Consider the following 21,635-nt stretch of genomic DNA (forward strand, 5'->3'; position numbering starts at 1 on the left):
GGGGTCGCCGAAGTTGGGGCCGTTGTGCGGAATCCCTCACCCTTCGATGCATCGGCGCGTCCTACCATCCGGGGATGAGCGAACGGCGGTCAAGCGAGTCCGGCTTCCCCATCAAGGGCCTCTACGCGGCGGATGACCTGCCCGAGGGCCTGGACTCCCGGCTGGGCGCCCCCGGCGAGTTCCCGTACGCCCGCGGGGTCTACCCCACCATGTACACGTCGCGTCCGTGGACCATGCGCCAGTACGCCGGCTTCGGCACCGCCACGGAGTCCAACGCGCGCTACCACCAGCTCCTGCGGGCCGGCACGATGGGTCTCTCCGTGGCCTTCGACCTGCCCACCCAGATGGGGTACGACTCCGACGACCCGATCGCGCACGGCGAGGTGGGCAAGGTCGGGGTGGCCATCGACTCCGTCGAGGACATGCGGCTGCTCTTCGCCGGCATCCCGCTGGACAAGGTCTCCACCTCGATGACGATCAACGCGCCGGGCTCGGTGCTGCTGCTGCTCTACCAGCTCGTCGCCGAGGAGTCCGGGGTCGAGGGTTCGGCGCTCAACGGCACCATCCAGAACGACATCCTCAAGGAGTACATCGCCCGGGGGACGTACATCTTCCCGCCGAAGCCCTCGCTGCGGCTGGTCGCCGACACGTTCGGCTACTGCCGCAAGGAGGTGCCGAAGTGGAACACCATCTCCATCTCCGGCTACCACATGGCCGAGGCCGGCGCGACGCCCGCGCAGGAGATCGCGTTCACCCTGGCCAACGGCGTCGAGTACGTCCGGGCCGCGCTGGCCGCCGGGCTGGCCGTGGACGACTTCGCGCCCCGGCTGTCGTTCTTCTTCGTGGCCCGGACCACCCTGCTGGAGGAGGTCGCGAAGTTCCGCGCCGCCCGGCGGATCTGGGCCCGGCTGATGCGCGACGACTTCGGGGCGAAGAACCCGAAGTCGATGATGCTGCGCTTCCACACCCAGACGGCGGGCGTGCAGCTCACCGCCCAGCAGCCCGAGGTCAACCTGGTCCGGGTGGCGGTGCAGGGGCTCGCCGCCGTGCTGGGCGGCACCCAGTCGCTGCACACCAACAGCTTCGACGAGGCCATCGCGCTGCCCACCGAGAAGGCCGCCCGGCTGGCCCTGCGCACCCAGCAGGTGCTGGCGTACGAGACGGACCTGACCGCCACCGTCGATCCGTTCGCCGGCTCGTACGTGGTGGAGGCGATGACCGCCGAGATCGAGGCGGCGGTGGTCGAGCTGATGGACCGGGTGGCCGACCACGGCTCGGCGGTGGACGCCATCGAGGTGGGCTTCCAGAAGCGGGAGATCGAGCAGTCCGCGTACCGGATCGCCCAGGAGATCGACTCGGGCGAGCGGGTGGTGGTGGGGCTCAACCGGTTCACCATCGACACCGACGAGCCGTACGAGCCGCTGCGGGTCGACCCGACGATCGAGGCGACCCAGGCCGAGCGGCTGGCCCGGCTGCGCGCGGAGCGCGACGGCGGTGCCGTCGAGCGTGCCCTCGCCGAGCTGCGCGCCGCCGCCGAGGGCACGGAGAACGTGCTCTTCCCGATGAAGGAGGCGCTGCGGGCCCGGGCCACGGTGGGCGAGGTCTGCGGCACCCTGCGCCAGGTCTGGGGGACGTACCGCCCGAGCGACCGGTTCTGACCACCCCCCGCCGGCCGCCCCGCGCTCGGGTGTGCGGCCCGGGGGCGATGGGTAACCCGTTCGGGTGAACGGGACGGACAGCGTGTGCGCGAGCGTCGCGTCCCGCCGTGTCACCGTCAGGAATCGCCCCGCCACCGCGTGCGGTCGGCTAATTGTCCGAGCGGCAGGCAACCGAAGCGACTAATGCGACAATTCGGGAAACGGCGGCCCCGGATCGACGGTGATTTCGTGACGCCGACTCGGTTACGGGTTGTAGGAGGTGGGGGGCAGATGACGGCGTTCGACCGCGATCTACCTGCTGTCCCGCAGATTGTCGAGCCCTTCCACCAGGGCTTTCGTGACTCTGCGCCATCTGATCGCTACGGGAATGAAGTTGCACAGCGTCACCGCCGGAGGTCTAGGCTGTCTGCTGTCATCCCCGATGATCCATCCATTTCTACTGATCGAGATTTCGACGTGACGAGTGCGTTGACGCTGCCGAACGGCAGCAAGCTGGCGTCGTCGGACTCGCCGGAGGCGCCGTCCGGATCCCAGCCCCTGCCCTTCGAGCTGGACCATCTGCTCGCCCTGCGGGTGCCCGGGCTCATCGCCACCCGACGGCACATCCACTCCCATCCGGAGCTCTCCGGCGAGGAGTTCGAGACCGCCGCCCTGATCGCCCGCGAGCTGTCCCTCGCCGGGCTGAACCCGCGCCTGCTCCCGAAGGGCAACGGGGTGATCTGCGACGTCAACGGCCGCCCCGACGGCCCCGTCGTCGCGCTCCGCGCCGACATCGACGCGCTACCGCTCACCGACATCAAGGACGTGCCGTACCGGTCCACGAAGGACGGCGTGTGCCACGCCTGCGGGCACGACGTGCACACCGCCGTGCTGCTCGGCGTCGGCATGTTGCTCGCCCAGCTCGCCGACCTGGGCGAGCTGGACGGCCGGGTCCGGCTGATCTTCCAGCCGGCCGAGGAGATCCTGCCCTGCGGCTCGCTGGAGGTCATCGAGGCCGGCGGGCTGGACGACGTGGTGCAGATCTTCGCCCTGCACTGCGATCCCAACCAGCCGGTCGGCAAGATCGGCCTGCGGGTCGGCCCGATCACCGCCGCCGCCGACAACGTCACCGTCAAGCTCACCGGGCCGGGCGGGCACACCGCCCGCCCGCACCTGACCGTCGACCTGGTCGACGCGCTCGGCCGGCTGGTCACCGAGGTGCCCGCCCTGGTCGCCCGCCGGGTGCCGGCCAACAGCGGGCTGCTGCTGGTGTTCGGCCACGCCTCGGCCGGCACCCGGAACAATGTCATCCCGTCCGAGGCGAGCGCCTCCGGCACCCTGCGGGTGATGGACCGCGACACCTGGGGGCAGGCCCCCAAGATCGTCGCTCAGGTGGTCCGGGACGTCATCGCCCCGACCGGCGCCACGGTCGACCTGGAGTATCTGCGCGGCCGGCCGCCGGTCTGCAACGACGCCAAGGCGATCCAGGTGCTCACCGCCGCCACCGTGGCCGCGCTCGGCCCGGACGGCGTGGCGGAGACCCCGCAGAGCATGGGCGGCGAGGACTTCTCCTGGTACCTGGAGAACGTCCCCGGCGCGCTGGCCCGCCTCGGCGTCGGCCGGTCCGGCCCGAACGTCGACCTGCACCGGGCCTCGTTCGACGTCGACGAGCGGGCCATCGCGTTCGGCGTCCGACTCATGGTGCAGACCGCGCTGCGGGCACTGGCGGCGACTCGCTGAGCACCGGCGCCGGCCTGCGCCGGCGCCGGCGCAGCACCGCCACCAGCAGCGCCACGGGCACGCCCAGTGCCACCGCGAAGGGCAGCAGCGCGCCCAGCACGGTGAGCAGCACGCCCAGCGAGGTGACGAACGCGTCCCAGCCGCCGCGCAGCCCCACCAGGAAGCCGGTCCCGTCCTTCTCCTCCTCGGAGGAGGCGTCGCCGTCCGACCCGACCAGGGTGAGGGTGACGGTGGAGAGCGCGGTCAGGTCGGCCAGCCGGCGCTTCTTCGCCTCCAGCGACGCGAGGTCGGCCTCCCGCCGGGCCACCTCGCCCTCCAGCGTCACCAGGTCGCCGATCGAGCTGGCCCGGGCCAGCAGCTTGCGGCCGCTCTCCACCCGGGCCCGCTGCGTGATGATCCGGGCGTCCAGGTCGACGGTCTCCTCGGTGACGTCCTCCGTGCGGATCGAGCGGCGCTCCTGCCGGCCCAGCTTGGCCAGGTCCTCCACCACGGCGGTGAACCGCGCCGCCGGCACCCGCAGCTCCAGTTCGGCGCGGGCGTTGTCGCCCGTGCTGTTGCGCTCGTCGCCGCCGACGAAACCGCCGACCGCCGTGACCGCCGTGACGGCGGACCGGGCGGCGGCGTCCACATCGTCCACCCGTACCCGCATGTTTCCCGTGTAGATGATCGACCGCTGGTCGACCCGTAGGTCCGGGGCGCCGGCGCCGGCCTTCGCCCCTCCCGCCTCGGCCGGGGCCGCGCCGGCCGGCGCGGCCTTCTCCGGCGCCGATGCGGCCGAGTCCTCCGACGAGTCCCCGCCGCTGAGACCACCGCACCCACCCACCGCCAGCAGGGCCGCCAGCCCCACCGCGGTCAGCAGTGCACCTCGTGCGCGTCCGTCCATTCCCGCTCCCCTTTTCCTGGCCCGTCGGGCGATACGTCAGACGTGACGCGGAGACCCGCAGGTTCCGGCAGACTGCGCTCAGGGACGTCACGATTTGATAATCAGGGGGTCATGATGCAACTCACCAAGTACGCCCACTCCTGCCTGCGGGTCGAGCACGACGGCGGGGTGCTGGTCGTCGACCCGGGCGGGTTCAGCGACCCGGCGGCGCTGGACGGGGCGGACGCGGTGCTGATCACCCACGAGCACCCCGACCATCTCGACGTCGAGGCGGTCACCCGGCAGCTCGACCGCCGGCCGTTCCGCGTCCACGGCCCGGCCTCGCTGGCCGGCGTCCTCGGCGACGCGGCCGAGGCGCTGGAGCCGGTCGTCCCCGGGCAGTCGTTCACGGCGGCCGGCGTGCCGGTCCGGGCGTACGGCGGGCGGCACGCCGTCATCCACCCGGACATCCCGGTGGTGGACAACCTGGGGTACCTGCTGAACGACGTGGTCTACCACCCCGGCGACTCCCTCGTGGTGCCCGAGGACGTCCAGGTGGACACCCTCTTCGCGCCGATCCACGCCCCCTGGTCGAAGTTCTCCGAGGTGGTCGACTTCATCCGCGCGGTCGCCCCGCGCCGCGCCTTCGCCGCGCACGACGGGCTGCTCAACGACAACGGCCTCGCGGTGCTCAACCGCCAGTACACGGCGCTGTCCAAGACCGACTATCAGCGCCTCGAACCGGGCAGCCGGCTCGACGCCTGACCCGGTGCCGCCCCCTCGGGACCTGGTCCGACGGCTCTACGAGGAGCCGCCGGACCGGTTCGTCGCCACCCGGGACGCCGCCGTCGCCGAGGCCCGGCGGGCCGGCGACCCGGCCACGGCCCGGGAGATCGCCCGGCTGCGCCGCCCGACCGTGGCCGCCTGGCTGGTCAACCTGCTCGCCGTCCGCTGCCCCGAGCTCGTCGCCGACCTGGGCCAGCTCGCCGAGGCGCTGCGCGCGGCCCAGCGCGACCTGCGTGGCCCCCGGCTGCGGGAGCTCTCCGCCCAGCGGCGCGCGGTGGTCGCCGCGCTGGTGGCCGAGGTGCGCCGGCTGGCGGCCGACGCCGAGGGCGGCCCGCCGGGCGGAAAGCTGCCCCTGGCCGAGGTGGAGGCGACGCTCAACGCCGCCCTGTCCGACACCGCGGTCGCCGAGCAGGTGCGTACCGGCCGGCTGCTGCGGGCCGCCAGCTACGCCGGCTTCGGCGAGGTGCCCCGCCCCCAACTGCGGCTGGTCACCGACGACGAGGAGCCCGCACCGGCCGCCCCGGGCCGATCGACCGACCGGGATCGGGCCCTCGACCGGGATCGGGCCGCCGACCGGGATCGGAACCGGCAGGAACGCGACGAGCGGGCGACGGAACGCGCCGCTCGGGCCGAGCGGGCCCGGCAGCGCCGGGCGCTGGAACGGGAACTGGCGAAGGCGCGTACCGACCAGGGCCGGGCCGAGGCGGAGCTGGCCGGCGCGGCGGACGCCGAGCACGACGGCGCCGAGGAACTGGCCGACATCGAGCGGTCGTTGGCTGAGCTGGAACGGCGGCGGGCCGAGGCCGAGCAGGAGCTGAGCCGGCGGAAACTGGCCCGGCGGGCGGCGGAACGGACCGTCACCGCCGCCCGCCGGCGCACCGGCGAGGTCGAGGGGGCGATCGAGGCGATCGACGCCGAAGAAGGGACTGACGCCGAAGAGGGGACTGACGCCGGGGCGGCGGCGGGGCAGACTGAACGACGATGACGCCGGAGCAGGTCGCCGCCGCGAGCAAGCCGTTCGTGCTGGAGCTCGGGGAAACGTTCACCCGCTGCCCCGGCACGCTGCGCCGGGCCCGCCTGCTGGGCATCTCCGGCTGGGCCTTCTACATCACCGGCCGGGCCGGGGCGCTGGGCGACGTCCGGGCCCCGACGGTGGCCGCCGCCCTCGGCTTCATCGCCCCGGACGCCGTCGCCGACGGCTGGGACGGCGCCGCCCGGGTGATCCGCCCGCTGGAGGTGGCCGCCGCGAACCTCGCGGAGTGCTGCCGCTGGGGCGACGAGCACCTCACGGCCCTGCCCGGGGTGCACCGGCTGGGCGCGCTGCTGCGTCGGGTCGTCGACACGGCGGACGCCAGCGGCATGCCGCTGTTCGCCGCCTGGCAGGCCATGCCGACACCGGAGGGCTCCCCGGGCGCCCGGGCCGCCGTCGGGTTGCTGCTGCTGCGCGAGCACCTCGCCGGGGCGTACCTGATGGCCGTGCGGGCCGGCGGGATGACCCCGCTGGAGGCGGTGCTGGCCGGGCCGGAGGGGGAGGCCGGCGCGCTGGCCTGCGGCTGGCCGCCGCCGTACCCCCGGGTCGGGCCCCTGGTGCGGCGGCGCTTGTGGGCGGAGGCGGTGACCGACCGGCTGGCCTCGGCGGGCTTCCGCGCCCTCGCCCCCGGCGAGGGCGCCGAGCTGCTGGACCTGCTGGCCGCCACCCGCGTTCAGGTGCGGGGACGGCCCGCCCAGCGGAACCCCGATTGGCCGGGGCGGAGATAAATGGGCGGCGGCGCGCGGTGAGTGGCTGCCAGGATCGGGGTACGACCAGTGGCGGGAGCACCTGCCCCCGTACGCCCGGACCTGGGACGAGTGGTTCGTCGCCGAGGTCGACGGGGTGCCGGCCGGCGCGTTGCAGTCGTCCGACCAGGCGTTGGAGCAGGACCAGGGGTGGGTCCGCACCCTGTCGGTGCTGCCGGCGTACCGGCGACACGGGGTGGGCGCCGCGCTGCTGCGGCGGGCCTTCACGGTCTACGCCGCCAAGGGCCGGCGGTCCGCCGGCCTGGGCGTCGACCTGGCCAACCCGACCTCCCCGGCGACGCTCTACCGCTCGGTGGGGCTGGGCGAAGTGCGGTGGACCGACATGTGCGAGCGGGTGGTTCCGGCGGCCGGCGTGTGACCGGAGCCGCCCGTCGGGGGGCGGCTCCGCGCGCCGCCACTCACCGGGAGCAGACTGGGGGCGTGGGAGACGCGCTACGCCGACGCGGTGCCGGTGGGGCGGGACCGCAGCTCGCTGACGTAGTCGTCGGGCGCGCCCGCCTTCTCGGCGGCGTTGGCGATCTCCGACAGGTACCACGCCGTTGGCAGGCCGCCCTCGTACCCGTCGAAGACGTAGACCCAGGCGGTCACGTCCCCGTCGAGGGTGGAGACCCGGACGTGCAGCTTGCGGTACGTCCCGGAGGTCACCCCCTCGATCTCGTCGAGCTGGACGGTGTCGTACGGGTTGATGTCGTAGAGCGCGACGAACACCCGCTCGCCGGGGGACTCGACGATGGTGCTGACCGCACCCTCCCAGCCGATGACGCCCTCGCCCGCGAATGTGAGCCGCCAGCCTTCCAGCCAGCCGATGCCAACCATCGGCGAATGCGGGCAGTAGGCACGCATCCGGGCGGGGTCCAGGTTTGAGCCGTAGGCGGCGTAGTGACGCACGGCGATGACGATAGCCCTACGGGCGGGTGGGGGAGAATACGACGGTGCGTGTCGGACGTGTCGGAGAGAAGAAAGTCACTGTGAGCATGGACGAGGGGCGAGAGCTGTGAGCCAGATCGTGATCATCGGCGGGGGGCCGGCCGGGTACGAGGCGGCCCTGGTCGCCGCCCAGCTGGATGCTGATGTCACCGTGGTGGAGGCCGACGGGGCCGGCGGTGCCTGCGTGCTGTCCGACTGCGTCCCGTCCAAGACCTTCATCGCCAGCTCGGAGGTGGTCACCGGGTACCGGGACACCGAGGAGTTCGGGGTGCACTCCGACGGGCTGGAGGCGGTCACCGTCGACGCCCGGACGGTGCACGAGCGGGTCAAGCGGCTCGCCCTTCACCAGTCCGCCGACATCCACGCCAAGCTGGTCAAGGCCGGCGTCACCTTCGTGGCCGGCACGGCCCGGCTCGGCGAGGACACGCTCGGTCACACCCACCGGGTCGTCGTCAATCCCGCCGACGGGGCCGAGGAGTACTCGATCGCCGCGTCGACCGTGCTGGTCGCCACCGGGGCCACCCCGCGTCAGCTCCCCACCGCCCTGCCCGACGGCGAGCGCATCCTGACCTGGCGACAGGTCTACGACCTGCCCGAGCTGCCCGAGCACCTGATCGTGGTCGGCTCGGGCGTCACCGGGGCGGAGTTCGCCAGCGCGTACCTGGCCATGGGGGTCGAGGTCACCCTCGTCTCCAGCCGGGACCGGGTGATGCCGCACGAGGACGCCGACGCCGCGATGGCCATCGAGCGGGTCTTCCGCTCCCGGGGGATGACCATCCTCAACAACTCCCGCGCCGAGGGCGTCCGCCGCACCGCCGACGGGGTGGAGGTGGAGCTGGCCGACGGCCGGCTGGTGCAGGGCTCGCACGCGCTGATCGCCGTCGGGTCGATCCCCAACACGGCCGGCCTGGGCCTCGGCGAGTACGGCGTGGAACTGGCCCGGGGCGGCTACGTCACCGTCGACCGGGTGTCCCGGACCAACGTCCCCGGCATCTACGCCGCCGGCGACTGCACCGGGGTGCTGCCGCTGGCCAGCGTCGCCGCGATGCAGGGCCGGATCGCGATGTGGCACACGCTCGGCGAAGCGGTCCGGCCGCTGCGGCTGCGTACGGTCGCGGCGAACGTCTTCACCGACCCGGAGCTGGCCACCGTCGGCGTCTCCCAGGACGAGGTGGACTCCGGCAAGACGCCCGCCCGTCAGGTGATGCTGCCGCTGGGGGGCAACGCCCGGGCGAAGATGGACGACCTGGCCGACGGCTTCGTCAAACTGTTCTGCCGCCCGGCCAGCGGCCAGGTGATCGGCGGCGTCGTGGTGGCCCCCAAGGCCAGCGAGCTGATCCTGCCGATCACCCTGGCGGTGGAGAACAACCTCACGGTCAACGAGCTGGCCCAGACGATCACCATCTACCCGAGCCTGTCGGGCTCCATCACGGAGGCCGCCCGCCAGCTCATGCTGCACGAGCTGGAGTAGCCGCCGTCAGCCGGCTCGTCGGTCAGTCGGCCGGGGCCTCGGGGCTGGTGCGGCGGGCGCTGAAGGCCGACATTGCCCAACCGGCGGCCGCGAAGCCGCCCGCCGCCGCCCCCGCGATCACCAGCAGTTGCCACGCCGACTCGGTCAGCGCCGTGCCGCCCAAATGCCCGACCAGCGCCCCGTACGTGGCCCAGCCGGCCGCCGCCACCGCCTCGTACGTCAGGAACAACCGGTACGGGTACCGGCTGCGGCCGGCGGCGAAGCAGGCGGCCATCCGGCCGCCCGGCACGAACCGGCAGAGCAGGATCACCAGCGGGCCGGGTCGGCGCAGCCCCCGGGTCATCCGTCCGGCCATCCGGCGGGCCCGGCTCGGCTCGGCCTGCCGGCCCTGCCGACGGTCGGGTGCGCCCCGGCCGATCAGGTAGCAGGCCAGGTCGCCGGCGAAGACGCCGAGCGCGCCGACCCCGATGGTCAGCGGGAGGTTCAGCCCGCCGTACACGGTGAGCGCCCCGCCGGTGATCATGATCGCCTGGGTGGGGATGACCGGCACGAACGCGTCCACCGCCAGCAGCCCGAGCAGCGCCGCGTACGCCCACAGCGGCGACGCCATGTGGGTGAGTAGCTCAAGCACGACTGACACCTCGGCGGGTCCGGCAGATTGGGTACCCCGAGCCTGACCCGGTGGCGGGCATCACCGGGGCCCACCCCGGCCGGTGGTGACCGCCGACACGGCGGTTCCGGCCCCTGACGTGCCGGAACGTGGCGGCTCGACCGCCCTGGGCGACCTCGGCGTACGGGCCGGGGCGGGCGGCGGATCGGCTACGGGCGGCGTACCGTTGTCGGCGCGCGGCCCCGGGCGCGTCGGGCCCCCCGTTTCCGACGACCGGGCCGCCGCGGGCCGCCGGCAGGTCCCGTGCCGGCGGCCCGCCCCTGCGCCGCCCACCCGCCGGAAGCCCGCGCTGACGCGATACGCGCACCAGGCTCGCTGCTGCCCCGACCCCGGGCCGTCACTCGGCCCGGGGTCGGTCGCTGTCGCTGGATCTCCGGCCACGACGATCAGCCCTGGACCGAGGCGGCGGTCTGCGGGGTGGGGTCGGGGGGGAGGACCGGGTCGGGCTGGCTGAACTGGGACTGGTAGAGCCGGTGGTAGGCGCCCCGGGCGGCCAGCAGCCGCTCGTGGGTGCCCTGCTCGACGATGCTGCCGTTCTCCATCATCAGGATCAGGTCCGCGTCCCGGATGGTGGAGAGCCGGTGGGCGATGACGAAGCTCGTCCGGTCCGAGCGCAGCGCCGCCATGGCCCGCTGGAGCAGCACCTCGGTCCGGGTGTCCACCGAGCTGGTCGCCTCGTCGAGGATCAGCAGCGACGGCTCGGCCAGGAATGCCCGGGCGATGGTGATGAGCTGCTTCTCGCCGGCGCTGACGTTGCTGCCCTCCTCGTCGATGACGGTGTCGTAGCCGTCGGGGAGGCTGCGGACGAACCGGTCCACGAAGGTGGCCTTGGCGGCGGCGACGATCTCCTCGTCGCTGGCGGTCGGCCGGCCGTAGGCGATGTTGTCCCGGATCGTGCCGCCGAACAGCCAGGTGTCCTGGAGCACCATGCCGATCCGGCCGCGCAGGTCGTCCCGGCTCAGGGTGGTGACGTCCACCCCGTCCAGGGTGATCCGGCCGGCGTCCAGCTCGTAGAACCGCATGATCAGGTTGACCAGGGTGGTCTTGCCCGCCCCGGTCGGCCCGACGATCGCCACCGTGTGTCCCGGCTCGGCGACCAGCGACAGGTCATCGATCAACGGCTTGTCCGGCTCGTACCGGAAGGAGACGCGCTCGAACTCGACCCGGCCGTGCGGGTCGGTCACCCGGGCCGGCGCGGCCGGGTCGGGGCTCTGCTCGTCGGCGTCGAGGACGGCGAACACCCGCTCGGCGGACGCCACCCCGGACTGGAGCAGGTTCGCCATCGCGGCGACCTGGGTGAGCGGCTGGGTGAACATCCGGTTGTACTGGATGAATGCCTGCACGTCGCCGAGGCTCATCGACCCCGACGCCACCCGCAGGCCGCCCACCACGGCGATCGCCACGTAGCTGAGGTTCCCGACGAACATCATCGCCGGCATGATGATCCCGGAGATGAACTGGGCGCCGAAGCTGGCCTGGAACAGCTCCTCGTTCTTGGCGGTGAAGGTCGCCTCCACCTCGCGCTGCCGGCCGAAGACCTTGACCAGCTCGTGGCCGGTGAAGGCCTCCTCGATCTGGCCGTTCAGCTCGCCGGTGTGCTTCCACTGGGCGATGAACTTCTGCTGCGAGCGCTTGGCGATCGCGCCGGTCACCACCACCGACAGCGGCACCGCCACCAGGGCGACCAGCGCCAGCAGCGGCGAGAGCCAGAACATCATGGCCAGCACGCCGACCAGGGTGAGCAGCGCGGTGAGCAACTGGCTCAGGGTCTGCTGGAGGGTCTGCGAGATGTTGTCGATGTCGTTGGTGACCCGGCTGAGCAGCTCGCCGCGCGGCTGCTTGTCGAAGTAGGGCAGCGGCAGCCGGTTCAGCTTCTCCTCCACCTCGGCGCGCAGCCGCAGCACGGTGCGCTGCACCACGCCGTTGAGCAGCCAGCCCTGCCACCACATCAGCAGGCTGGCCGCCAGGTAGAGGCCGAGCGCCAGCAGCAGCACCCGACCCAGCGCGGTGAAGTCGATGCCCACCCCGGGCACCAGGTCCATCCGGGCGAGCATGTCGGCGAAGTTGTCGTTGCCGGACGCCCGGGCCGCAGCCACGGCCTGCTCGGCGGTGGTCCCGGCCGGGAGCTGCCGGCCGATCACCCCGCTGAAGATCAGGTCGGTGGCGTGGCCGAGGATCTTCGGCCCGTACACGCTGAACCCGACGCTGACCAGGGCGAGCCCGACGATGACGACGAGCGGGAGCCGGTGTGGCCGCAGCCGCCCCATCATCCGGCGGGCCGACGGCCCGAAGTTCATCGACTTCTCGGCCGGCATGCCGGCGCCCGGCATCGGGCCGCCGCGATGGCCGCCCGGCATCGGGCCGCCGCGATGGCCGCCCGGCATCGGGCCGCCGCGATGGCCGCCCGGCATCGGGCCGCCGCGATGGCCGCCCGGCATCGGGCCGCCGCGATGGCTGCCCGGGGGCAGCCGCGTCGGCGTCCGCGCCTCGGCGCCGGCCGCGGGCGCGGGCTTCTGACCCGGTACGGCGGTCATGCCGGCACCCCCGCACTCTGCTGGGAGGCGACGATCTCCGCGTACGTCGGACAGTTCTCCAGTAGCTCGGCGTGTCGGCCCATCCCGACGATGCCCCCGTTCTCGAGCACGATGATCTGGTCGGCGTCGACGATCGTGGAGACCCGTTGGGCCACGATCACCACCGCGGCGTCCGCGGTGACCGGTCGCAGCGCCGCCCGGAGCCGGGCGTCGGTGCCGAGGTCGAGCGCCGAGAACGAGTCGTCGAACAGGTAGATCTCCGGCCGGCGGACCAGGGCCCGGGCGATGGCCAGGCGCTGCCGCTGCCCGCCGGAGACGTTGGTGCCGCCCTGCACGATCGGGGCGTCCAACCCCTCGGACAGCTCGGCGACGAAGTCGCGCGCCTGGGCGACCTCCAGGGCCGCCCACAGCTCCGCGTCGGTGGCGTCCGGGTTGCCGTACCGCAGGTTGCTGGCGATCGTCCCGCTGAACAGGTACGGCCGCTGCGGCACCAGCCCGATCCGCCGCCACAGCTCGTCGGGCGCCAGGTCGCGGACGTCCACGCCGTCGACCAGCACCGCCCCCGCCGTGGTGTCGACCAGCCGGGGGACCAGCGAGAGCAGGGTGCTCTTGCCGGATCCGGTGCTGCCGATGATCGCCGTCGTGCGCCCGGCCTCGACCCGGAAGGAGATGTCGTGCAGCACGGGCTCGCTCGCACCCGGGTACTGGAACCGCACGCCGCGCAGCTCCAGCTCGCCCCGGCTGGCGACCTCGGTGACCGGCGCGGCCGGTGGGACCACCGAGGAGTCGGTGTCCAGCACCTCGATGATCCGCTCGGCGCAGACCGCGGCGCGCGGCACCATCATCAGCATGAAGGTGGCCATCATGATGGCCATCAGGATCTGCATCAGGTACTGCAGGAAGGCGGTGAGGGCACCGACCTGGATCTGGCCGGCGTCCACCCGTTCCGCGCCGAACCACAGCACGGCGACGCTGGAGACGTTGAGGACCAGCATCACCACCGGGAAGACCAGGGCCATCAGCCGGCCGGTGCGCAGGGCGGTCGCGGTCAGGTCGGCGTTCGCGCGGCCGAAGCGCTCCTTCTCGTACGGCTCGCGGACGAACGCCCGGACCACCCGGATGCCGGTGATCTGCTCGCGCAGCACCCGGTTGACCGTGTCGATCCGCTCCTGCATGAGCCGGAACCCGGGCACCATCCGCCGGATGATCAGCCCGAACGCGATCGCCAGCACCGGGACGCAGACCAGCATCAGCCAGGACAGCCCGACGTCCTCGCGCAGCGCCATCACCACCCCGCCGACGCTCATGATCGGCGCGGCGACGAGCATGGTGCAGCTCATCAGCACGAGCATCTGCACCTGTTGCACGTCGTTGGTGTTGCGGGTGATCAGCGAGGGCGCGCCGAACCGGGCCACCTCGCGGGCGGAGAAGCGGTTGACGTGGCCGAAGATCTCCGCCCGGACGTCCCGGCCGAAGCCCATCGCTGTGCGGGCGCCGAGGTAGACCGCAGCGATCGAGCAGGCGATCTGAACCAGGCTGACCAGCAGCATCCAGCCGCCGGTGCGCACGATGTAGCCGGTGTCGCCACGGGACACGCCCTGGTCGATGATGTCGGCGTTGAGGCTCGGCAGGTAGAGCGACGCCATCGTGCCGACGAACTGGAACGCCACCACGGCCGCCAGCGGGCTGCGGTAGGGCCGCAGGTGGGCGCGGAGAAGCCGGATCAGCACGCCGGCTCCTGCGGTTTCGTTTCGGGACTTGTCATCTGTGGTTCCTCTCCACTGCCGATGACCTCGATCAGGAACTTCCGGATCACAGCTGCGTTCGCGGGGTCGGCGTCGACGGAGGTCAGCGGTCCCCTGGTCTGCATGAGGGTGGTGAGCTTGGCGACCCGGTCCCGGCCGGCGGGGGTGAGGGCCAGCCGCACGCTGCGCCGGTCGGCGTCGTCGCGGTGCCGCTCCACCAGGCCGTCGCGTTCCAGCGTGTCGACGATGCCGGTGAGGGTGGCGGGCCGGACGAAGCAGCGCTCGGCGACCACCCGGTGCGGCAGTTCACCGTGCCGGGCGAGGGTGATCAGGGTGCCCATGCCGGCCTGGGTGAGGCCGTGCTCCTCCGCCAGGTAGCGGTTCCACTGCTGGCCGACGATGTGGCCGGCGGTGACCAACAGACGGCCCAGCGGCACGTCCCCCAGCCCGATCACATCCATGTCCCTCAGATTAGCTCCCTGATGGTCAGGCCCCAAACGATATTACGGCGGCGGTAGCGAGGAACACCGCTTGGAGCAACGTGCGTGGGGCGAGCGGGGTCACGGGCCGCCCGGCCAGTGTCAGGCCGCGGCGGGCGGCCGAGACGTTGGCCGGGAACATGGCGATCAGTAGGAGCCCCAGCCCAGCCGCCGCCCATCGGGCCGTGGCGGGGACGAGCAGCCCGGCCGCGCCGGCCAACTCCAGCACCCCGGTGGCGGTGACCAGCAGCCCGGGGCGGGGCAGCCGGGGCGGCACCATGGCCAGCAGGCCGGCCCGGCGGGGGTTGGTGAAGTGGGCCAGGCCGGTGAACACGAACATGACGGCCAGCCCGACGCGCAGCGCGGGGTGCCAGCCGTCGAGGGGGCCGACGCCGGCCAAGCCGGCCAGCCGGGCGAGCGCGGTGCCGGCCACGAGGGTGATCAGCGGAACCATCAGGGAGCCTCCTCAGGGTGAATCTTGTCGCTGGCAAGTTTCCCCTCCCGGCGGCCATCTTGTCAACAGCAAGATAGGCTGGCGCCATGACTGGAACGCGCGGCTACCACCACGGCGATCTGCGCCGAACCCTGCTCACCACGGCGGTGCAGGTGATCGAGGAGTCTGGGCCGGCTGCACTGAGCCTGCGTGACCTGGCCCGCCGGGCCGGTGTCTCGCACGCCGCCCCCGCCCACCACTTCGGCGACAAGGCCGGGCTGCTCACCGCCCTCGCCGCCGACGGGTTCGACCTGCTCGCCAAGGCGCTGCACGGCGCGGGCGACGCCCTGCTGGACAGGGGCGTCGCGTACGTTGACTTCGCGGTCCGGCACCGCGCGCACTTCGAGGTGATGTTCCGTGCGGACCTCTACCGGCCCGACGCGGAGGAGCTGGTGGCGGCCCGCCAGCGCGCCGGCGCCGCGTTGAACTTGGGCGTCGCCGCGCTGCCCGAGGACCGCCCGACGGCGGAGGATCCACAGGGCGACGCGCTCGCGGCCTGGTCGATCATGCACGGCTTCGCCACGCTCTGGCTCTCGGGCGCGCTGCCGGCCCGGATCGGGGACGACCCCCGGGCCGCGGCCCGGGCGATCGCCGGCCGCCTCTTTCGGATGGAGTGACGGCGCCGGCCGCCGGACCGGCGGCTCACCAACTCGTGGGCAGTGGCATCCCCTCGGTGTAGCCGGCCGTGCTCTGGACCCCGACCAGTGCTCGGTCGTGGAACTCGGCCAGGTTCCGCGCGCCCGCGTATGTGAAGGCGCTGCGTACCCCGGCGATGATCTCGTCGATCAGGTCCTCCACGCCCGGCCGGGTCGGGTCCAGGTGCATCCGGGCCGAGGAGATGCCCTCCTCGAAGACCGCCTTGCGGGCCCGGTCGAACGGGCTGTCGTCGGCGGTCCGGGCGCTGACCGCCCGGGACGAGGCCATCCCGAAGCTCTCCTTGTACCGCCGGCCGTCCACGTCGGTGTACAGGTCGCCCGGCGACTCGTACGTGCCGGCGAACCAGGACCCGATCATCACGTTCGACGCGCCGGCCGCCAGCGCGAGCGCCACGTCGCGGGGGTGCCGCACCCCGCCGTCGGCCCAGACGTGCCGGCCCAGGTCCCGGGCCGCCGCCGCGCAGTCGAGCACGGCGGAGAACTGCGGCCGGCCGACCCCGGTCATCATCCGGGTGGTGCACATCGCGCCCGGTCCGACGCCCACCTTCACGATGTCCGCGCCGGCCTCGACCAGGTCGCGTACCCCGTCGGCGGTGACCACGTTGCCGGCCGCGACCGGGACGCCCGGGTCGAGCTTGCGCACCGCCCGCAGCGCGGAGAGCATCCGTTCCTGGTGGCCGTGGGCGGTGTCCACCACCAGCGTGTCCACCCCCGCCTCCAGCAGTGCGGCGGCCTTGCCGGTGACGTCGCCGTTGATCCCGACCGCCGCCGCGACCCGCAGCCGGCCCTGGTCGTCCGTCGCCGGCCGGTAGAGGGTGGCGCGCAGCGCGCCCTTGCGGGTCAGCACCCCGACGAGGCGGCCCTCGCCGTCCACCACCGGCGCGAGCCGCCGCCGGCCCGCCGAGAGCCGGTCGAATCCGGTACGCGGGTCCGCGTCCGCCGGCACCGTGTGCAGTTCGGTCGACATCACGTGCCGGAGCTGGGCGAACCGGTCCACCCCGACGGTGTCCGCCTCGGTCACCACCCCCAGCGGGCGGCCGGCCTCGTCGATCACGACCACCGCGCCGTGTGAGCGCTTCGGCAGCAGGTGGATGGCGTCGCCGACGGTGTCCGTCGGGCCGAGCGTGATCGCGGTGTCGTGCACCAGGTGCCGCCGCTTGACCCAGGCGACGACCGTGGCCACCACCTCGATGGGAATGTCCTGCGGGATCACCGCGATGGCGCCGCGCCGGGCGACCGTCTCGGCCATCCGCCGGCCGGCCACGGCCGTCATGTTGGCCACCACCAGGGGAATCGTCGTGCCCGTGCCGTCCGCGGTGGCCAGGTCGACGTCCAACCGGGAGCCGACCTCGGAGCGGGCGGGCGCCATGAAGACGTCGTTGTAGGTCAGGTCGTGCGCGGGGACCGCGCCTTGAAGGAAACGCACGTCGCCATCATTCCCGCCCGCCGGTGCCCGCGCCCCCGGTGGTAGCCGAAAACACCCTGACCCCGCCCGGAGCCGGCATGCTCAGCCGAGCAGCAGGGTCACCGCGACCGCGACCATCACGAGGGCGACCAGGCCGTCGACGAGCCGCCAGGCCGCCGGGCGGGCCAGCACGGGCGCGAGCCGGTGGGCGGCGGCGCCGATGACCGTGAACCAGACCGCGCTGGCTAGCGCGGCACCCGCGCCGAAGACCCAGTGGTGCGGATGCTGGCGGGCCACCCCACCGAGCAGGAGGACGGTGTCGAGGTACACGTGCGGGTTGAGGTAGGTGAACGCGAGGCAGGCCAGCAGCGTCGCCCCGAGGGGTGCCGGCGGCCGGTCGGCGGGGGAGAGCGCGCCGGGCCGCAGCGCGCGGCGAACGGCCAGCGCGGCGTACCCGAGCAGGAACGCGGCGCCGAACCAGCGGACGGCGGTGACGGCGGCGGGGTGTTCCGCCGTGGCGGTGCCCATCCCGGCGATGCCGAGCGAGATGAGCAGCGCGTCGGACGCGGCGCAGACGGCGACCACCGGCACGACGTGCTCCCGGCGCAGGCCCTGCCGCAGGACGAAGGCGTTCTGCGCGCCGATGGCGGCGATCAGCGCGATGGAGAGGGAGAAACCTGCGGCGGCGGAGCCGGCCACGGAGCTGCTGAGGATTTCGGGCACGGGCAGACGCTACGAGCCACCCGCGATGCAGCCCAGCTAAGGATTCTCATGGTGGATAAGCTCAGCTTCATCATGCTGGACTCGACGCAGCTCCGGACGTTCGTCGCGGTGGTCCGCGAGGGCAGCTTCGAGGCGGCGGCGCGGTCCCTGCACGTCACCCCCTCGGCCGTCAGCCAGCGGATCAAGGCGCTGGAACAGGCCGTCGGGCAGGTGCTCATCCGTCGCTCGAAGCCGTGCCGGCCCACCGACGCGGGCCGTCCGCTGCTGCGGCTGGCCGGGCAGGTGGCCCTGCTGGAGCGGGAGGCGCTGCACGCCGCCCGGCCGCCGACGGTCGGCGGGCCCGCCCCCACCCGGGTGACGGTCGTCGCGAACGAGGACTCGCTCGGCACCTGGTTCGTCGGCGCGCTGGCGCTGCTGCCCACCGAACTGGCGCTGCTGTTCGACGTCCGCCGGGACGACGAGGAGCACACGGCGGAGCTGATCCGCGACGGTACGGCGATGGCGGCGGTGACCGCGCAGCGGGAGGCCGTCCAGGGCTGCCGGGTGGAGCGGCTGGGCGCGATGCGGTACGTCGCGCTGGCCCGGGCCGGGTTCGCCGCCCGTCACTTCCCCGACGGGCTCACCGAGGCAGCCCTCGCGTCGGCGCCGATGATGGCGTTCGACCGCAAGGACCAGCTTCAACACAGGTTCGCCCGTACGGTGACCCGCCGCCGGATCGACCCGCCGATCCACTACGTCCCGTCCTTCGACGGCTTCAACGAGGCGGTTCGGCTCGGGCTGGGCTGGGGCCTGGTCCCGGAGCGGTTCGCCCGCGCCGACATCGCCGCCGGGCACTGCGTCGACCTCGGCGCCGGGCGTCACCTGGACCGCCCGTTGTACTGGCAGCACTGGCGGGTCGCCTCGGCCACCCTGGACGCGCTGACCGTCGCCGTCCGGGCGGTGGCAAGCGCCGAACTGCGCTGACGTCGCCGTGTCCGGGCGGTGGCGGGCGCCGAGCCGCTGACGTCGCCCCGCCTGCGCCGCGCCGGGGTGGGGTCGGCCTGTGCCGCGCTGGGGCCGCCCCCGCCCGGGGTGTGGGTCAGGCGATGGTGCAGATTGCCGCGCCAGCGGTGATGACGGCGCCGACCTCGGCCGCGAGGCCGCTGACCGTGCCCGCCTTGTGGGCGTGCAGCGGCTGCTCCATCTTCATCGCCTCCAGCACCACGACCAGGTCACCCTCGGCGACGGTGTCGCCGTCGACGACCGCGATCTTGACGATGGTGCCCTGCATCGGGGACGTGAGCGCGTCGCCGCTGACCGCGACGCCGGCCTTGGCCCCGCCGCCCCGGCGGGCCGGCCTGCGCGCGGCGGGCGCGGCTGCGGTCGTACCCCCGTTGAGGCCGGCGGGGAGGCTGACCTCCAGCCGCTTGCCGCCCACCTCGACCACGACGGTCTCCCGCTCGGCCGGGCCCTCGGCGGGGCCGGCGGCGGCGGTGAACGGCGGGACGGTGTTGTCGAACTCCGTCTCGATCCACCGGGTGTGCACGGTGAACGGCTCGGCGGTGAACGCCGCGTCGCGTACCACGAGCCGGTGGAACGGCAGGGCGGTGGCCATTCCCTCGACGACCATCTCGTCCAGCGCCCGCCGGGCCCGCTCCAGGGCCTCGGTGCGGGTCTCACCGGTGATGATCACCTTGGCCAGTAGTGAGTCGAAGTTGCCGCCGATCACGTCGCCGGCCGAGATGCCGGTGTCCACCCGGACGCCCGGGCCGGTCGGCAGCCGCAGCGCGGTGACCGTGCCGGGGGCGGGCAGGAAGTTGCGGCCCGGGTCCTCGCCGTTGATCCGGAACTCGATGGAGTGCCCGCGCGGGGTCGGGTCCTCGGTCAGCCGCAGCTTCTCGCCGTCGGCGATCCGGAACTGCTCGCGGACCAGGTCGACGCCGGCGGTCTCCTCGGAGACCGGGTGCTCGACCTGGAGCCGGGTGTTTACCTCCAGGAAGGAGATGGTGCCGTCCGCGCCGACCAGGTATTCCACGGTGCCGGCGCCCTGGTAGCCGGCCTCCCGGCAGATCGCCTTGGCGCTGTCGTGGATCTGGGCGCGCTGGGCGTCGGTGAGGAACGGCGCGGGGGCCTCCTCGACCAGCTTCTGGTGCCGGCGCTGCAGCGAGCAGTCCCGGGTGCCCACGACGACCACGTTGCCGTGCTGGTCGGCGAGGACCTGCGCCTCGACGTGCCGGGGCTTGTCCAGGTACCGCTCGACGAAGCACTCGCCCCGCCCGAACGCGGCGACCGCCTCCCGGGTGGCCGACTCGAACAGCTGCGGAATCTCCTCCATCGTGCGCGCCACCTTCAGGCCGCGCCCGCCGCCGCCGAAGGCGGCCTTGATGGCCACCGGCAGCCCGTGGTCGACGGCGAAGGCGATGACCTCGTCCGGGCCGCCGACCGGGTCGGGGGTGCCGGGGACCAGGGGAGCGCCGGCCCGCTGGGCGATGTGCCGGGCGGTGACCTTGTCGCCGAGGTCGCGGATCGCCTGCGGGGCCGGCCCGATCCAGGTGAGCCCCGCGTCGAGGACGGCCTGGGCGAAGTCGGCGTTCTCGGCGAGGAAGCCGTACCCGGGGTGCACCGCGTCCGCGCCGGCCCGCGCGGCGACGTCGATCAGCTTGTCGATCCGCAGGTACGTCTCGGCGGCGGTGTCGCCGCCCAGGGCGTACGCCTCGTCGGCCAGGGTGGCGTGCAGGGCGTCCCGGTCGGAGTCCGCGTAGACGGCGACGCTGCCGAGGCCGGCGTCACGGCAGGCGCGGATGACGCGGACGGCGATCTCGCCGCGGTTGGCGATGAGTACCTTGCGCACCTTGGTGGCTCCTCCCCGGAGGTTACTGACCGGGAGTTTATCGGCCACTGCCGTCGCCCTAACGATCGCTCAGTGTGGCATATGGCACTGCCCGAACGTCGATAGTCAAACTTGTCTAATACGCTCTTCCGGTGTCTGCCACGCGCATGATGATTCTCGGGCTGGTCAAGTGGATGCAGCCGGTGCACGGCTACGACGTCCGTCGTGAGCTGCTCAGTTGGGGCGCCGACAAGTGGGCCAACGTGCAGCCCGGCTCGATCTACCACGCGCTGCGCAAGCTGGCCCAGGACGGGCTGCTCCGCGAGGTGGCGACCGAGCAGGTCGGGGCCCGGCCGGCCCGGACGACGTACGAGATCACCCCGAGCGGGCTCGACGAGTTCGAGACCCTGCTGCGCGACCTGTGGTGGGGCAACCAGCAGCCCGCCGATCCGTTCATGGCCGCGTTCGCGTTCCTGCCGGCGCTGCCCCGCCCGGAGGCGGTGGCCGCGCTGCGTAGCCGGGGCAAGGTGATCCGGGCCGGCGTGGAGAGCATGCGCGCCTCGATGGAGTCGTCCTGGATCCGGGATTCCAAGCCGGTCGGGGTCGCCTGGACGTACGAGTTGTGGATCGCCCGGGGGGAGGCGGAGGCGGACTGGTGCGACCGGGTGGCCGACCGGATCGAGGCCGGCGTGCCGTACCTGCCGGAGGGCCTGGTCGGCCGCGACGGCTGGACCGTGGTGGAGCCGGCCCCGGCCGCCGCCCCGACGCCGGGGTCGGAACCCGGGTCCGCCCCGGACGCGGACGGGAACGCGTAATAAACAAAGTTGACTAGTGAAGCTATATCGCGTTAGTCTCGGCGGGACGTCCGGGGTGACGCCCCCGTGCCACCCCTGGGGAACGG

At 73.3% G+C, this 21,635-nt stretch carries 20 protein-coding genes; 10 read left to right on the plus strand and 10 right to left on the minus strand.

From position 1 onward, the window contains the following. Positions 1-74: 74 nt before the first annotated feature. Both GVV04_RS10105 and GVV04_RS10110 read left to right on the plus strand, forming a co-directional pair. Entirely contained in the window at positions 75-1,658 is a 1,584-nt protein-coding gene (locus GVV04_RS10105) for an acyl-CoA mutase large subunit family protein (RefSeq protein WP_161686968.1), read from the plus strand. A 456-nt stretch (positions 1,659-2,114) separates the two neighbouring features. Continuing rightward, positions 2,115-3,377 carry an amidohydrolase gene (locus GVV04_RS10110; protein ID WP_161686969.1) on the plus strand — a complete coding sequence of 421 codons (1,263 nt, stop codon included), beginning with the start codon at positions 2,115-2,117 and terminating at the stop codon, positions 3,375-3,377. On the opposite strand, the gene GVV04_RS10115 is transcribed toward GVV04_RS10110, so the two are convergent. Further along, positions 3,334-4,260, minus strand: a complete 927-nt coding sequence (locus tag GVV04_RS10115; RefSeq protein ID WP_161686971.1) for a DUF4349 domain-containing protein — start codon at positions 4,258-4,260, stop codon at positions 3,334-3,336. The two genes, GVV04_RS10110 and GVV04_RS10115, sit on opposite strands and share 44 nt — an antisense overlap. Positions 4,261-4,374: 114 nt before the next feature. Between GVV04_RS10115 and GVV04_RS10120 the strand changes: the two genes are divergently transcribed. From GVV04_RS10120 to GVV04_RS10135, 4 genes are read left to right on the plus strand one after another with little or no spacing between them, the layout of a single operon-like run. Continuing rightward, positions 4,375-5,004, plus strand: a complete 630-nt coding sequence (locus tag GVV04_RS10120; protein WP_161688305.1) for an MBL fold metallo-hydrolase — start codon at positions 4,375-4,377, stop codon at positions 5,002-5,004. 4 nt (positions 5,005-5,008) lie between these two features. Next, the gene (locus tag GVV04_RS10125) at positions 5,009-6,010 is read left to right on the plus strand and encodes a hypothetical protein (RefSeq protein ID WP_161686973.1); all 1,002 of its coding nucleotides are present in this window, start codon (positions 5,009-5,011) and stop codon (positions 6,008-6,010) included. Further along, entirely contained in the window at positions 6,007-6,783 is a 777-nt protein-coding gene (locus GVV04_RS10130) for an SCO6745 family protein (protein WP_161686975.1), read from the plus strand. The genes GVV04_RS10125 and GVV04_RS10130 overlap by 4 nt, the downstream gene beginning before the upstream one ends. A gap of 25 nt (positions 6,784-6,808) precedes the next feature. After that, positions 6,809-7,180, plus strand: a complete 372-nt coding sequence (locus GVV04_RS10135; protein WP_328822378.1) for a GNAT family N-acetyltransferase — start codon at positions 6,809-6,811, stop codon at positions 7,178-7,180. Between the two features lie 74 nt (positions 7,181-7,254). On the opposite strand, the gene GVV04_RS10140 is transcribed toward GVV04_RS10135, so the two are convergent. Beyond that, the gene (locus GVV04_RS10140; RefSeq protein ID WP_161686977.1) at positions 7,255-7,710 is read right to left on the minus strand and encodes a gamma-glutamylcyclotransferase; all 456 of its coding nucleotides are present in this window, start codon (positions 7,708-7,710) and stop codon (positions 7,255-7,257) included. 106 nt (positions 7,711-7,816) lie between these two features. Here GVV04_RS10140 and GVV04_RS10145 point away from each other — a divergent pair, with 106 nt between their 5' ends. Beyond that, complete coding sequence (locus GVV04_RS10145) at positions 7,817-9,220, plus strand: NAD(P)H-quinone dehydrogenase (protein WP_161686979.1); 1,404 nt, start codon at positions 7,817-7,819, stop codon at positions 9,218-9,220. Between the two features lie 22 nt (positions 9,221-9,242). Here GVV04_RS10145 and GVV04_RS10150 read toward each other — a convergent pair whose 3' ends face one another. From GVV04_RS10150 to GVV04_RS10170, 5 genes are all read right to left on the minus strand, one after another. Next, positions 9,243-9,851, minus strand: coding sequence for a DedA family protein (locus GVV04_RS10150; protein ID WP_161686981.1), 609 nt, complete (start codon positions 9,849-9,851; stop codon positions 9,243-9,245). Positions 9,852-10,276: 425 nt separating this feature from the next. Next, positions 10,277-12,424, minus strand: coding sequence for an ABC transporter transmembrane domain-containing protein (locus tag GVV04_RS10155; RefSeq protein WP_407938782.1), 2,148 nt, complete (start codon positions 12,422-12,424; stop codon positions 10,277-10,279). After that, complete coding sequence (locus tag GVV04_RS10160; RefSeq protein WP_161686983.1) at positions 12,421-14,154, minus strand: ABC transporter ATP-binding protein; 1,734 nt, start codon at positions 14,152-14,154, stop codon at positions 12,421-12,423. The genes GVV04_RS10155 and GVV04_RS10160 overlap by 4 nt, the downstream gene beginning before the upstream one ends. After that, positions 14,148-14,630, minus strand: coding sequence for a MarR family winged helix-turn-helix transcriptional regulator (locus GVV04_RS10165; RefSeq protein ID WP_161686985.1), 483 nt, complete (start codon positions 14,628-14,630; stop codon positions 14,148-14,150). Before GVV04_RS10165 ends, GVV04_RS10160 begins: the two co-directional genes overlap by 7 nt. A 25-nt stretch (positions 14,631-14,655) precedes the next feature. Beyond that, on the minus strand, positions 14,656-15,102 hold the full coding sequence (locus tag GVV04_RS10170) for a DoxX family protein (protein ID WP_161686986.1): 447 nt from the start codon (positions 15,100-15,102) through the stop codon (positions 14,656-14,658). Positions 15,103-15,188: 86 nt separating this feature from the next. On the opposite strand from GVV04_RS10170, the gene GVV04_RS10175 reads away from it, so the two are divergent. Beyond that, positions 15,189-15,758 (plus strand): TetR/AcrR family transcriptional regulator, encoded by a 570-nt coding sequence (locus GVV04_RS10175; protein WP_161686988.1) that lies wholly within the window; start codon positions 15,189-15,191, stop codon positions 15,756-15,758. A gap of 25 nt (positions 15,759-15,783) precedes the next feature. On the opposite strand, the gene GVV04_RS10180 is transcribed toward GVV04_RS10175, so the two are convergent. Together GVV04_RS10180 and GVV04_RS10185 are read right to left on the minus strand one after the other, a co-directional pair. Then, positions 15,784-17,223, minus strand: coding sequence for a GuaB1 family IMP dehydrogenase-related protein (locus GVV04_RS10180; protein ID WP_161686990.1), 1,440 nt, complete (start codon positions 17,221-17,223; stop codon positions 15,784-15,786). Positions 17,224-17,304: 81 nt separating this feature from the next. After that, positions 17,305-17,901 carry a LysE/ArgO family amino acid transporter gene (locus GVV04_RS10185; RefSeq protein WP_161688309.1) on the minus strand — a complete coding sequence of 199 codons (597 nt, stop codon included), beginning with the start codon at positions 17,899-17,901 and terminating at the stop codon, positions 17,305-17,307. 96 nt (positions 17,902-17,997) lie between these two features. Here GVV04_RS10185 and GVV04_RS10190 point away from each other — a divergent pair, with 96 nt between their 5' ends. Further along, entirely contained in the window at positions 17,998-18,888 is an 891-nt protein-coding gene (locus tag GVV04_RS10190) for a LysR family transcriptional regulator ArgP (protein ID WP_161688311.1), read from the plus strand. Between the two features lie 115 nt (positions 18,889-19,003). On the opposite strand, the gene GVV04_RS10195 is transcribed toward GVV04_RS10190, so the two are convergent. Continuing rightward, entirely contained in the window at positions 19,004-20,755 is a 1,752-nt protein-coding gene (locus tag GVV04_RS10195; RefSeq protein ID WP_161686992.1) for an acetyl/propionyl/methylcrotonyl-CoA carboxylase subunit alpha, read from the minus strand. Positions 20,756-20,886: 131 nt separating this feature from the next. Between GVV04_RS10195 and GVV04_RS10200 the strand changes: the two genes are divergently transcribed. After that, positions 20,887-21,549, plus strand: a complete 663-nt coding sequence (locus tag GVV04_RS10200) for a PadR family transcriptional regulator (protein ID WP_328822301.1) — start codon at positions 20,887-20,889, stop codon at positions 21,547-21,549. The last annotated feature ends 86 nt before the right edge of the window (positions 21,550-21,635 follow it).

The sequence above is a fragment of the Micromonospora rubida genome, assembly GCF_009908295.1.
GTDB lineage: Bacteria > Actinomycetota > Actinomycetes > Mycobacteriales > Micromonosporaceae > Micromonospora > Micromonospora rubida.